The organism is Hyphomicrobiales bacterium (assembly GCA_002869065.1).
In the GTDB taxonomy this organism is placed as follows: Bacteria; Pseudomonadota; Alphaproteobacteria; order Rhizobiales; family Rhodobiaceae; genus Rhodobium.
The window spans coordinates 125340-138546 of sequence record PKTR01000004.1 but is presented as its reverse complement, the minus strand read 5'-3'; the positions used below and the strand labels follow the sequence as shown (position 1 = coordinate 138546).

The 13207-nt window shown below is 59.6% G+C and carries 10 protein-coding genes; 3 read left to right on the top strand and 7 right to left on the bottom strand.

All coding sequences use genetic code 11. The features are described from left to right. Nucleotides 1-261 precede the first annotated feature (261 nt). From C0606_13120 to C0606_13105, 4 genes are all read right to left on the bottom strand, one after another. Complete coding sequence (locus C0606_13120; GenBank protein ID PLX36753.1) at nt 262-849, bottom strand: DUF3501 domain-containing protein; 588 nt, start codon at nt 847-849, stop codon at nt 262-264. Nucleotides 850-1051: 202 nt separating this feature from the next. Beyond that, a complete protein-coding gene (locus tag C0606_13115; protein ID PLX36930.1) occupies nt 1052-2404 on the bottom strand; it encodes a glycerol-3-phosphate dehydrogenase in 1353 nt (450 codons plus the stop codon). A 103-nt stretch (nt 2405-2507) separates the two neighbouring features. After that, a complete protein-coding gene (locus C0606_13110; protein ID PLX36752.1) occupies nt 2508-2924 on the bottom strand; it encodes a rubrerythrin in 417 nt (138 codons plus the stop codon). A gap of 292 nt (nt 2925-3216) precedes the next feature. Beyond that, complete coding sequence (locus C0606_13105; protein PLX36929.1) at nt 3217-3633, bottom strand: transcriptional repressor; 417 nt, start codon at nt 3631-3633, stop codon at nt 3217-3219. A 232-nt stretch (nt 3634-3865) separates the two neighbouring features. On the opposite strand from C0606_13105, the gene C0606_13100 reads away from it, so the two are divergent. The 3 genes from C0606_13100 to C0606_13090 all read left to right on the top strand — a co-directional run bounded on the left by C0606_13100 (nt 3866) and on the right by C0606_13090 (nt 8241). Then, nucleotides 3866-5197 (top strand): MFS transporter, encoded by a 1332-nt coding sequence (locus C0606_13100; GenBank protein ID PLX36751.1) that lies wholly within the window; start codon nt 3866-3868, stop codon nt 5195-5197. 92 nt (nt 5198-5289) lie between these two features. Then, nucleotides 5290-6837 carry a GMP synthase (glutamine-hydrolyzing) gene (gene guaA / locus C0606_13095; protein PLX36750.1) on the top strand — a complete coding sequence of 516 codons (1548 nt, stop codon included), beginning with the start codon at nt 5290-5292 and terminating at the stop codon, nt 6835-6837. Nucleotides 6838-6966: 129 nt separating this feature from the next. Then, nucleotides 6967-8241 (top strand): hypothetical protein, encoded by a 1275-nt coding sequence (locus tag C0606_13090; protein PLX36749.1) that lies wholly within the window; start codon nt 6967-6969, stop codon nt 8239-8241. Here C0606_13090 and C0606_13085 read toward each other — a convergent pair. The 3 genes from C0606_13085 to C0606_13075 all read right to left on the bottom strand — a co-directional run bounded on the left by C0606_13085 (nt 8238) and on the right by C0606_13075 (nt 13163). Further along, the gene (locus C0606_13085; GenBank protein PLX36748.1) at nt 8238-8582 is read right to left on the bottom strand and encodes a hypothetical protein; all 345 of its coding nucleotides are present in this window, start codon (nt 8580-8582) and stop codon (nt 8238-8240) included. The two genes, C0606_13090 and C0606_13085, sit on opposite strands and share 4 nt — an antisense overlap. Before the next feature lie 1266 nt (nt 8583-9848). Further along, the gene (locus C0606_13080; GenBank protein PLX36747.1) at nt 9849-11978 is read right to left on the bottom strand and encodes a CoA-binding protein; all 2130 of its coding nucleotides are present in this window, start codon (nt 11976-11978) and stop codon (nt 9849-9851) included. Between the two features lie 12 nt (nt 11979-11990). Next, nucleotides 11991-13163 (bottom strand): acyl-CoA dehydrogenase, encoded by a 1173-nt coding sequence (locus C0606_13075; protein ID PLX36928.1) that lies wholly within the window; start codon nt 13161-13163, stop codon nt 11991-11993. Nucleotides 13164-13207 lie beyond the last annotated feature (44 nt).

Below are 13207 nucleotides of genomic sequence, written 5' to 3'. Positions count from 1 at the left end.
CCTCCGCAGGCGTACCGTTCCGAGATGGGCAATAGGCCCCGGGTCGAGCCCGGGGTGACGGGGAGTGCGTGGATTGGGCGCCGTGCCGGAAAACGGCAGAGAGTAGCCGCTTGGTGGAGTCCTCTCCGTCGTCATGCCGGACTTGATCCGGCATCCAATGACAGAGGCTTCAGACAGAAGTGGTTGCGCGTGGAGTTGGTGAGCCAAACAAAAAGCCGGGCGTGAGCCCGGCTTTCATCATGTCCAAACAGAGCTGATCGTTCAGGCGAAGTCGCGCGCCAGTTCCGCCTTGCTGTCGGCCGAGAGCATGGCCATGTGGGCGTAGTTCTCGTGGTCGATGCCGACGATGACCTGCGCGCCGGCGAAGGCGGCCTTCTGCGCGTCACTGAACGGGAAGCGGACGAAGTGGACCGAGGAGGTCTTGCCATCCGGCGAGGTGCGCTCGGCGTCTTCCTCGGGCACGCAATAGACCTTCTCGTCGCCGACCTGCACGAACATATGCTGTTCGATGTGGGTCAGCGTCTTGAGCGTTTCGGTGCGGCGCTTGCCGTCCTCGATTTCGAGCATCACGGTCGCGACCAGCTCGCTGCCCTGCGGCACGAGCGGGTTGTAGGCGTTCAGCTCGTCCTTGATCTGCTCTTCGCCGCCACGCTCGATGTAGAGCATTTCCTGGATCTGGAAGAGCATGGTCTCGAAGTTCTCGAAGTAGAAGGTCGCGAAGGGGCCGACATGGATGCGGCGCAGCTTCTTGGTCGGCAGCATGGCCTTGCGGCGTTCGGCGCGGACCTTGCCGAACTCGTCGTCGGAAATGATGTCTTCACGGGTGATGCAGCGGTCTGCAGCAGGCATGGAAAATCCTCCAATCGTCTGGTCGCACCTTACCCGGTCACCGGCGATGGGCGTTCCGGTCGGGTGCGGAAAACGTCAGTTGTTTCAGTTGGCTCGGCTCAACGCATGCCGCAGAAACGGGTTCTATGCGCCGTGCTTCAAGCCGGTTTTCATTTGCATGTCGTGGTCCCAAAACCGGTGCCCACTTTTGGGCGGCATGCAATCAGTACGGAATGCCGTAGGCACGGGCGAGGATGCCGATCGGGTGACCCGACTCGGGGACCTCGTCGCCGCCATCCTGCATGACCTGGATGAGGTGCTTGCAGGCGAGCGGACATTCCGAACACAGCGTCTTGGACTTCTTGCGCTTGATCTGGCCGACGGCCGGCTTGGCCACCTTGACGGCGCAGTCGTGGGTCTCCTTCAGCACGCCGAAGGTTCCGCCGTGACCGGAGCAGCGCTCGACGACCTCGACCTTGGTGTCGGGGATGTTGCGCAGCATCTCGGCCGCCTTCGAACCCATGTTCTGGGCGCGCGCATGGCAGGCCATGTGCACGGTGATGCCGCCTTCGACCGGCTGCAGGCCGGGGGCGAGGCCCTCGTTCTTGGCGATATCGACCATGTATTCGGAGATGTCGCGGACGGCGCCGGACAGCTTCTTGATGTTTTCATCGTCGGGCAGGATCAGCGGCCACTCGAACTTCAGCATCAGGCCGCAGCTCGCGGTCAGCGTGACGATGTCGTAGCCCTTGTCGATCCACTTCACCAGTTCGGTGGAGACGATCTTCGCCTGGTTGGCAACCTTCTCGATGTCGCCATGCTCGAGATGCGGCATGCCGCAGCAGGCGGGATAGACGACTTCGCTCTCGACGCCGTTCCTGGCGAGCACCGCCTGCGCGGCGACACCGGTGCCCGGCTCGTTGTAATCGACGAAGCAGGTGGCATAGAGCGCGACCTTGCGGCCATGCGCCGGTGCGTCGGTGTTGACGGTCGGCGCACCCGAGGCGGCCTGCTTGGAGAAGGTCTTGCTGTGGAACTTCGGCAGTTCGACGTCGCGGTCGATGCCGAGCGTCGATTCGAGTAGCGGGCGGGTCAGGCTGTTGCCGCGCTTCGAGCCCCAGTTGGCGAGGCCGGCAACGGAGCCTGCGAGCTTGCCGTTACGGTCGGTTTCGGACAGCTGCTTGACGGTGAACGGCGCGCCTTTCTTGCGGAACTCGGCGGCGCGATAGCGCAGGATGAGATGCGGCAGATCGAGGTCGAATTCGTGCGGCGGCACGTAGGGGCATTTCGTCATGAAGCACATGTCGCACAGCGTGCAGGCTTCGATGATCTTGGGATAGTCGCGCTTCGGGTCGAGGCCGTCGAGTTCGCCGGTCGAGGATTCGTCGACCATGTCGAACAGGCGCGGGAAGGATTCGCACAGATTGAAGCAACGGCGACAGCCGTGACAAATGTCGAAGACGCGCGTCAGCTCCGCTTCGATGGCGGCTTCGTCGTAGAACGACTCGCTCTGCCAGTCGATGGGATGGCGGGTGGGGGCCTCTGTCGACCCTTCGCGGGGAGTGGTGTTCGTCATCGTTGTCGCGGCCGCAAGGCCGCCCTCGTTCAAATGCGATTTTCGAAACGGCGGACAAGGGTGGGGGGCGCCGGTGGCGCCACCCCGATGGTGCAGGACTGGATTAGTCCATCTGCTCCAGAGCCTTGGTGAAACGGCCGGCGTGGGACTTTTCAGCCTTCGCCAGGGTTTCGAACCAGTCGGCGATCTCGTCGAAGCCTTCGTCGCGAGCGGTCTTGGCCATACCCGGGTACATATCCGTGTACTCGTGGGTTTCGCCTTCGATCGAGGCCTTCAGGTTGTCGGCGGTCGAGCCGATCGGCAGGCCGGTCGCCGGGTCGCCGACTTCTTCCATGAATTCGAGGTGGCCGTGGGCGTGGCCGGTTTCGCCTTCAGCGGTCGAGCGGAAAACGGCGGCAACGTCGTTGTAGCCTTCAACGTCGGCCTTCTGTGCGAAATACAGATAGCGACGGTTGGCCTGGCTTTCACCGGCGAAGGCTTCCTTCAAATTGTCAAGGGTTTTGCTGCTTGCAAGATCCATAGTGTCCTCCTGAAGATTGGGAGCAGGGTGGGGTGAAAATTCCGACAGCCGAACGGTGGCGCCGTCTGCCGAAAGCCCTGCGACGCTCCCTACAATAGCCGTCCCATTGCCGCCGTCAACGCAATTCAGAACCGTTCTAATATTTTTCTATGCAAATGTACGCATAACTTGCGAGGGGTTCGCAATACGGCCGGAGCGGGCGTCGAACCTCGGCGCATGACAGGCCTTTCCCGGGGCTGCTCTGCGGTCGGGCGCGGCGGATCTCACCGTAAGGAGGGAGGTCGGATTTGCCTCAGGCGGCGCCGTCGGCGCGCCCCACGCGGACCATGATCTCGACCGAGCGCAGCGTTTCGTCCTGGTTCAGTTCGGGCAGACCAAGAATGCTGATCGCGTCGGCGGGGATATCCTGAAGACTGGCGTCGTCTTCATGGAAAAGGTGGTGATGGTCGTTGGTGTTGGTGTCGAAGAAGGTGCGCGACCCGTCGAGTACGATGCGCTTCAGCAGGCCGGCGGCGCAAAGCTGGTTGAGCGTGTTGTAGACGGTAGCCTGCGACACCCGAACCTTGTTGCGGCGAGCGAATTCCATGACGTCTTCGGCGGTGACGTGTTTGTCGCCATCCTCGAACAGCAGGCGCGCGATATCGAGCCGCTTCTGGGTCGGGCGGAGGCCGGCGCGGCGGAGAAGGCGTTCAAGCGATTGTTGCGTCATGTCATGTACCAAAGCGAAAGACAGTTCAGAATAAATTTTAAAAGCGTTCTTGAATAACTCAAGACCCGAACACGGAAAAAATGCCGGCTTAATTAAAATCAGCGGCTTTTAACGCGATTGGTGGCTCGAATCGCGGCGCAATGCGGCGTATGAGTGGCGCCGTCGTGTGGTTTCCGGCTGTCCCGAGTTCACCGGCACCAGCGAATAACGTAACGGCAGGTCAGGATCAGATATGCGCGACGGCGGACGAATTCAAGCGGCAATCGAGGTGTTGAGCGATATCGCCGAACGGCGTCGCCCGGCGGCGGATGCGCTGAAGGACTGGGGTCTGTCGCACCGTTTTGCCGGATCGGGCGACCGCGGGGCGATCTCCAGCCTGGTGTTCGATGCGTTGCGTCAGCGTGCGTCGCTGTCGTGGCGGATGGGAGCGGATACGCCGCGCGCCCAGGTGCTCGGGGTCTACGGCCTCGTCTGGGGCAAGGGCGTCGACGAGATCGACGCGCTGTTTGCCGAAGACCGCCACGCGCCTGAGCCGTTGAGCGACGAGGAACGTGCAGCGCTTTCGCGCGGGCAGGTTGATGCGTCGCTTGCCGATGCGCTTGCCGATGCTCCGGGGCACATCGCGGCGGATGTTCCGGAATGGCTGTGGCCGTCCTTTGCGGCTCTGTTCGGCGAGGATGCGGTGGCTGAGGGACGGGCGCTTGCCGGCCGGGCGCCGGTCGATCTTCGGGCGAACCGGCTTAAGGCGGAGCGCGACAAGGTTCTTTCCGCGCTGTCGCGGTTTTCGCCGCAGCCGACACCCCTGTCGCCGGTCGGGGTGCGGATCGCTGCCCCGCATGGGCCGGGGCGGACGCCGCATCTCGCGTCCGAGGCGGGTTTTCTCAAGGGCTGGTTCGAGGTGCAGGACGAGGCCTCGCAACTGGCGGCGATCCTGTCGGGTGCGCGCGGCGGCGCGCAGGTGCTCGATCTGTGTGCCGGCGGTGGCGGCAAGACGCTCGCCATGGCGGCCGAGATGGGCAATAGCGGCCAAATCTTTGCCTATGACAGCGACGCGCGGCGTTTCGGCGACATTCGTGAGCGGCTGAAGCGCGCCGGCGCGCGCAACGTCCAGCTCCGCCTGCCAAGCGAGCCGGATGCGCTGGCCGATCTAGCCGGACGCATGGATGTGGTGCTGGTCGACGCCCCTTGCACGGGGACCGGGACGTGGCGTCGCCGTCCGGATGCCAAATGGCGGCTCGCGCCGGGCGCGCTCGATCTGCGCATCGGCGAGCAGAAGGCGGTTCTTGGGGAGGGCGCCGACTTCGTCGCACCGGGCGGAATGCTTGTCTACGTGACCTGTTCGCTGCTGCCGCAGGAAAACGAGGAGCAGATCGTGGCCTTCCTTTCGGAACGGCCGGAGTTCCGGCTTGCCGATCCGGGCGAGCAATGGCTGACGACGCTCGGCGGGGCGATGCCCGATGGTTTGCGGGCGCCGGTGGAGGGCTTCGGCGATGCGTTGCGTCTGACGCCGGCGCGTGCCGGAACGGACGGGTTTTTCGTCGCGCTCCTGCGCCGTGCGGCCTGAATGGGTGCATTGCGGCGAATCGTGCGGGGATATGCGCTCTCCTCGCGTAAATCGCACTTGCCGAGTCGCGCCGTCTCGCCTATGCGAAAGACATGACTGACACCGTTCTCGTAATCGACTTCGGCTCCCAGGTAACGCAGCTCATTGCGCGACGGGTGCGCGAAACCGGCGTCTATTCGGAGATCGTTCCCTTCCAGAACGCCGAAGCCGCCTTCCATGCCATGCAGCCAAAGGCTGTCATCCTTTCCGGCGGGCCGGCGAGCACGACGGATATCGGCTCGCCACGGGCGCCGCAGGCAGTGTTCGACTCCGGCGTACCGGTGCTCGGCATCTGCTACGGTCAGATGGCCATGTGCACCCAGCTCGACGGCAAGGCGGAAAGCTCCGACCACCGCGAATTCGGCCGTGCCTACATCACGGTCGAGAAGGACTGCCCGCTGTTCGAGGGCGTGTGGAACGCCGGCGAGCAGCATCAGGTCTGGATGAGCCATGGCGACCGCGTCATCGAGATGCCGGAAGGCTTCGAGGTGTTCGCCCGTTCCGCCGGCGCACCGTTCGCCGTGTTCGGTCGGCCGGAAAGCAATTACTACGGCCTGATGTTCCACCCGGAAGTGGTGCACACGCCGGATGGGGCGAAGCTCCTGTCCAATTTCGTCCACAAGATCGCCGGCCTGTCCGGCGACTGGACGATGGCGCATTTCAAGGCCGAGGCGATCGAGAAGATCCGCGCCCAGGTCGGCACCGGCAAGGTGATCTGCGGCCTGTCGGGCGGCGTCGATTCCTCGGTTGCCGCGGTGCTCTTGCATGAGGCGATCGGCGATCAGCTCACCTGCATTTTCGTCGATCACGGCCTGATGCGGAAGAACGAGGCCGAAGAGGTCGTTTCCCTCTTCAGGGGGCACTTCAACATTCCTCTCGTTCATGTTGATGCAGAAGACCTTTTCGTCGGCCAGCTTGAGGGCGAGTCCGACCCGGAAAAGAAACGCAAGACGATCGGCAAGCTGTTCATCGACGTGTTCGAGGATGAGGCGAAGAAGATCGGCGGGGCGGAATTCCTCGCCCAGGGCACGCTCTATCCCGACGTCATCGAGTCGGTGTCGTTCACCGGCGGTCCGTCGGTGACGATCAAGTCACACCACAATGTGGGCGGTCTGCCCGAGCGCATGAACATGAAGCTCGTCGAGCCGCTGCGCGAACTGTTCAAGGACGAGGTGCGGGCGCTTGGCCGCGAACTTGGCCTGCCGGAGCCGTTCGTCGGCCGCCATCCGTTCCCGGGGCCGGGTCTGGCGATTCGCTGTCCGGGCGGTGTTACGCGCGACAAGCTCGATATCCTGCGCCAGGCGGATGCGATCTATCTCGATGAGATCCGCAAGGCGGGGCTCTACGACGCCATCTGGCAGGCCTTCGCGGTGCTGTTGCCGGTGCAGACCGTCGGTGTGATGGGCGACGGACGGACGTATGAATATGTCTGCGCGCTGCGCGCCGTGACCTCGGTCGACGGCATGACGGCGGATTTCTACCACTACGACATGGAATTCCTGTCGCGCGCGGCGACCCGCATCATCAACGAGGTGCGCGGCATCAACCGCGTCGTCTATGACGTCACCTCGAAGCCGCCCGGCACCATCGAGTGGGAATAATGCCCGGCGATCAGCGGCTCGCATTTCCATTGATAGTGTAAGCTATTTCAATAAGTTATCTTTTTTCTGCCATTTCCATAGGGTTGGCGTTGCCGGGAATGTCGTTGTTGGGATTCAAGGGGAATCCTAATGACGGATACCGGCAATCTCCAAACTGACGGAAACATTGCGCCGCATGAAGATCGTGGCATTGAAAAGCCTGCGAGGAAGCTCAGGAAGGGCGCAAAAGAGTCCTACTATACTGAAGTTCATGAAATCCTTGATGGTAGAGTAAAAGTAGTAAAGACTCGAAAGTCTGGTGAATACTTCTCTTTTGTTGCTTGGATACCACAAGAGAAAAAGTATATTACCAGAACAACAAAGAGAAAAAATCTTGATGATGCCAAAGAAGCTGCGAAGGATATCTATCTGGATATCCTTGCTCGTGTGCGCATTGGTGAATCTGTCTTCTCAAAATATCTCTCTGAAGTCATTAGTGAATACCTTGCTGTCAAGGAGTCCGAAGCTCGGCTTGGCGTGATCACAGAGGGGCGAATAGGGACCCTAAAAAGCTTCTCCAAATGGCTACAAACTTACGTCGGAAACCGTCGGTTGTCGGAAATTAAGGCGACGGACTTCGAGGGCTATTTTGAATGGCGACGGCAGAAGGCACCTAAAGTTCGGTGGTGCACTTTAAGAAACGAACGGGGCTTTATTGGCTCTGTCTTCAAGTTCGCCATTGAACGTGGATATCTGCCGGCATCATTCGGTCGCCCTAGGTTCCCGAAAATACGGTCAAGGGCGAAGGACGTTGAAAGGCGAGATGCCTTCAGCCGGGAAGAGCTGGAAACTCTCAAGAGCTTTGTTGAGCGCTGGCATTTGCCTGTCGGTGATGCTGAAGAGCGTTATCACCGAAAAATGGTTCGCGATCTCGTTCTGATCGCATTGGCGACCGGTTGCCGGTTAGGCGAGTTGAGAAAGCTGCGCTGGAATATGATCTCGACCTTCCAAAGCGGTGAAGAGAGGATGGTCGAGATCAAGGTGCCGAAGGACACGAAAACCGGCTCTAGGGTCGTCTATGCCCGTGAGGCAGAGCTTTTTGAACGGCTAGCCCGTTATGCCAAATGGACCGGAAAATCTGACTACGTTTTTGCCAGCGCTTCGGGTGAGCCTCTGTCGCGTCGTGTGATTTATGATCTGTGGAAAGAGATCATGGTCGATTGCGGCTTCAAGGCGTCGGGGAAGAAGCTGACCTTTTACTCTCTCCGGCATTCTCACATCAGTGAAGCCATCTTGAACGGCGCTGATGCATTCCTTCTCTCGGAAAACGTCGGGACGTCGCTGAAGCATATCCAGAACACCTACTACCATGCTGAAAAGGAGAGGGTCCTTCGAGGCTTGTTTGGTCGGGACGGTTCCGTCTAAGCGGCAGTCTTCTTGTGCACGTAAGCTGCATCCGAATTGCCGAAGCCTATAACGTCCCAATTGTCGCCATTCCAATCAATCTGGACGGCATAGTCGATAGCCTTCTCCGGAGTCTCGGTGATCAGCTGGATATCTATGCTCTTGAGGTTTGGAATGCTTGCTAATGACAGATTGTTCCAAGGATCATCAAGGCATTCTCCGATATTGAATTGTTCAGAAATGTCTTTGTTGACAACGAGTATCCCGTGGATGTGTGGGAGAAGTACGTTGTTCGAATATTGACTTACAGGTGTCTTTGAATGGACTTTGAATTTTGCCCGTCTCTCAACGAATCCCCACATAATGGGGAAGATGTTCTTCTTCCGATGCCAGTTCCTTTTATTATTTGGATGCATATAATGATAAATACTTCTGATAACATCATTTGCCAATTTAAATAATGGTTCATCCTTATTTGTATTGAAATTTGGAGTTATTGTTACAAGGTATAGATCATCGTTGTGAAGCCTTGGTCCTGATAGATAATCCAAAAATGATTGTTTTTGTTCTTTGATGTTTTTATAGTTCATGTTACTCTCCTTTATTAAGTAAAACATGTAATTAGACAATAGAAATCCATTCCGCCGGAAAATGTCCCGGAGATTATTGAATGGCGTTTAAATTAGTCTGTGTGGGTGTCTTAAAACGATATTATGATCGACAATAAGGTGGTGCCTCACACTTCAAGGCATTCATAATAAGACTAATTTGAATTGTCGTTGCGCTCTCTGAGCTCATAAATGATCCTCAGGGCGCGATTTGCGATCTCGATGCTTTGTTCTTCTTCGAGAATGTTTAGTAGTAAATCTCTTTCTAACGAAAGTTCTTCTGTGCTAATATTAGATAATTTGTTTGTTTTGCCCTTCATCTCAACTCATCCTCTCTGAAGTATAGTTTAATCCCGCTCTTCTTGTCCATGTATACGCAAACATAATCTTTGCTTTTTGGTTCTCGCATAATGTCCTGTCGGAAAAATACGAGCGCTCCGGGGAAGTGCCTTTTGCCTTCATCTATTAATTGCATTGTCATTCTCCTCTCTCCATTCTGATAAGTTCCTTTGCTATGTAATGCTTTATTGCATTCCGGATTACGTCAGATCGTGACGACCGGTCATGTTGTAGTCCCGTAAATATCGATAATGCGTCGTTTAATGTATCGTCGCATCTGAATAGTATACTTCTTGGTAGCTGTCTCATTGGCTATATCTCCTTTGCATGTTGCTCTGGTATATCTATATATATTTAGTAAAACGGAGAATTTACGCTGGTCGGCATTCGACCGTGAATGGTGGAGGGTGATATTGATGCGCAATAGTCCTCGTGAAACGCCGTTCATCCCCCGTGAAACAAGGAGTTTTGCGAATCTGGCGATCTTCAGAGTTCTACAAACTAGCCCGGTATCTGGTCGGGCGACCTCAGAGGTCTGTCTGGAAAAGCAAATTAAAACAATGTCTTGTGTAAAGGATAGACAGTCGAGAAAGCCTATAACAGTATCGAGTGGGAGTGAGCCGCACCCCGGCACGCTCCCTCGACATGAAATGTCAGTGATTTTGAGGACGGCAGGCCCAATCAGGCGCTGCCGTCGTTTTTCTGGAAGATCATCACGCAGTCGACGGCGACGGGGCCGTCTGCTCCGACAAGGACCGGATTGAGGTCGAGTTCGGCGAGCGTGTCTTGCATGGCATCTGCCCAGACGGACAACCGCGAAAGCAGCCCCGCGATCTCCTTGCGGTCGACGGGCGGTTTGCCGCGTGCGCCGTCGAGCAGCGGGCCCATGCGCAGTTCGTCGAGCATGCTGGCGGCTTCGGTCTCATCGAATGGCGCCCGGCGGAATGAGGCGTCCTTCAGGATCTCAACGAAAATACCGCCGAACCCGACCATGACCATCATGCCGAACACCGGATCGCGCTGCACGCCGACGACCAGTTCGACATGCCCGCCGGACATCGCCTGGACGAGAATGCCGTCCAGTTTCGCGTCAGGCTGGCAATCGGCGACCAGTGCGGTCAGCTTGTTGTAGCCGTCACGGATCTCGCTTTCGCTGTTCAGATTGAGCAGCACGCCGCCGAAGTCCGATTTGTGCAGGATGTCGGGGGATTCGACCTTGAGCGCGACCGGCCCGGCGAACGAGCGCCAGGCGCTGACGGCTTCGTCCGCGGCGCGTGCCAGGGCAACGCCCGCCAGCGGAATGCCCGCCTGCGTCAACCAGCCGAGGGCATCCACCGAGGGCTGCGCGCCCCATGAAACAGGTGCGTTCGGCAGGCTTCCGGCCGGCAGAGAAGGCAGGGCTGCGGTGCCTGCAATGCGTTGCGAGGCGGCGCCATAACGGGCCATTGCGGCCGCGGCCTCGACGGCGCGTTCGCCGGCGCCGAATACCGGGATTTCCATTTCCCGCAGCCGGTCGAGGGCGGCTTTCGGGGCCGCCACCCAGCACACCAGGAACGGTTTCGTGGACCGCGACTGGATGTCGGCGAATATGTCGATCAGCGTGTCGACATGGCTGTGCATCAGCTGCAGCCAGATGATGGCGACCGAGATGTTGGGATCGTCGAGCAGGGCGACCGCCGTTTCGGTCAGCAATTCGGGACGGGCAACGAATTGTCCGGTGACGTCGACCGGATTTCCGGCCGCGCCGAATGCCGGCATGACGGCGCTCATCCGCTTCTGGGTTTCCGGCTCCGGTTCCGGCACGGTCAGGCCGACTTCCTCGGCCCGGTCGGCCATCATGACGCCGGCGCCGCCCGATTGGGTCAGAATGCCGAGGCCGTTTCCGTGCGCCCGCCGTTCCTGGCAGAAGGCTTCGAGGATATCGAGCATCTGCTCTTCGTTGCGGGCGCGGATGATGCCGTATTGGCGTGCGACCGCGTCGAACACGGTATCAGCCACGGCCAGCGCGCCGGTATGGGAGGCTGCTGCCTTGGCGCCCGAGGCGAGCCGCCCGACCTTGGTAAGAACGAGCGGCTTGCCGAGCGCCCGGCATTTTTCGGCGAGCCGGATCAGCGCGGCACCGTCGGTGATGCCTTCAAGATAGCCGGCCGCGACCTTGATGCGTGGGTCCTCAATGACCGCCATCATCAATTCGCTGAAGTCGAGATCGGCCTGGTTGCCGGTGTTGATGAAATAACCGAGGCCGAGGCCGCGCTGGCGCACGAGGGCGGCGATGGCGGTGCCGAACGCGCCGGACTGGGTGACGAACGCAATCGGGCCCGCATTGGTCTCGCCGTCCGCGTACTGGCTGAAGGTGGCGTAGAGATTGTCGAACGCGTTGATGAAGCCGAGGCAATTGGGGCCGAGCAGGCACACGCCGGCATCGCGCGCAGTCTGTGCAAGGCGGGCCTCGAGGGACTTGCCCTCGGCGCCCATTTCACCGAAGCCGGAGCTGAAAATGACGGCGGCGCGAATGCCGCGCTGGCCGAGCTGTTCGATCGCGGCGATGACGCCGGCGGCGGGAACGGCAACGATTGCCAGGTCGGCGGCTTCCGGCAGCGAAGCGACATCGGGGTAGCAGCGCAGTCCGGCAATCTCGTCATACTTCGGATTGATCGGAAGGATGCGCCCCTTGTAGCCCTTTTCGATCAGGTGCTTCAGCGGCCGTCCGTTGACTTTGGCGAAGTCGGCGGACGCGCCAATGATCGCCACGGATTCCGGAGAGATCAGTTTCTTGATGATTTCGTTTCGGTCGGTTGCCGCAAGCGTCATTTTGTTCTTGTCCTAGAATGCTGAAATGCCGGTTTGTGCGCGCCCCAGTACGAGCGCGTGGATATCATGCGTGCCTTCCAGCGTGTTGACCGTTTCCATATTCATTAGGTGCCGGATGATGGGATATTCGTCGGATATGCCGTTGCCGCCGTGGATATCGCGGGCCTGCCGGGCGATATCGAGCGCCTTTCCGGCATTGTTGCGCTTGAGCAGAGAGACCATTTCGGACGACGCCTTGCCTTCGTCGCGCAGCCGGCTGACATGCAGGCAGGCGAGCAGCCCGAGGGTAATATCGGTCTGCATGTCGGCGAGCTTTTTCTGGATAAGCTGGTTCGCGGCCAACGGCTTGCCGAATTGCAGACGATCGAGCGCGTATTGCCGCGAGGCATGCCAGCAGGCCTCGGCGGATCCGATCGCGCCCCAGCAGATGCCGAACCGGGCATTGTTGAGGCAGCCGAAGGGGGCGCTGATGCCGCGCGCGCCCGGCAGGCGGTTTTCCTCGGGCACGAACACATCGTCCATGTGGATCTGGCCGGTCGGGGAGGCGCGGACGGAAAACTTGCCCTCGATCTTGCCGGTCGACAGACCCTTCATGCCACGTTCGAGGATGAAGCCGTTGACGACGCCTTCGTCGTTCTTTGCCCAGACGATCATGACGTCGGCAATCGGGGCGTGGGTGATCCAGGTCTTGCTGCCGCTCAGCCGGTAACCGCCCTCGACGGAGCGGGCTCGCGATTTCATGCCCGAGGGGTCCGAGCCGTGATCGGGCTCGGTCAGCCCGAAGCAGCCGAGCCGTTCGGCGGCGCCGAGTGCCGGCAGGTAGTTCTGCCGCTGCTGTTCCGAGCCGTAGAGATAGATCGGCATCATGGCCAGCGTGCTCTGAACGCCGAGCGCGGAGCGGAAGCTGGTGTCGACGCGCTCGAACTCGCGGGCGATCAGCCCGTAGGACACGTAGTTGATGCCGGCGCAGCCATAGCCGTCGATCGTTGCCCCGAGGAAGCCTAGCTCCGCCAGCTCCTTCATCAGTGAGAGATCGAAGGACTCGTGGCGATTGGCCTCAAGGATGCGGGGCAGCAGCTGCGACTGGGCGAAATCGCGCGCGGTGTCGCGGATCAGGATTTCTTCCGAGTTCAGGTGACTGTCGATCAGGAATGGGTCTTCCCAGTCGAAGGGAATGCCGCGCATGCCAGCGGCGCGCAGCGTTTCTTGCGTCGGCGGTGATGTTTCGG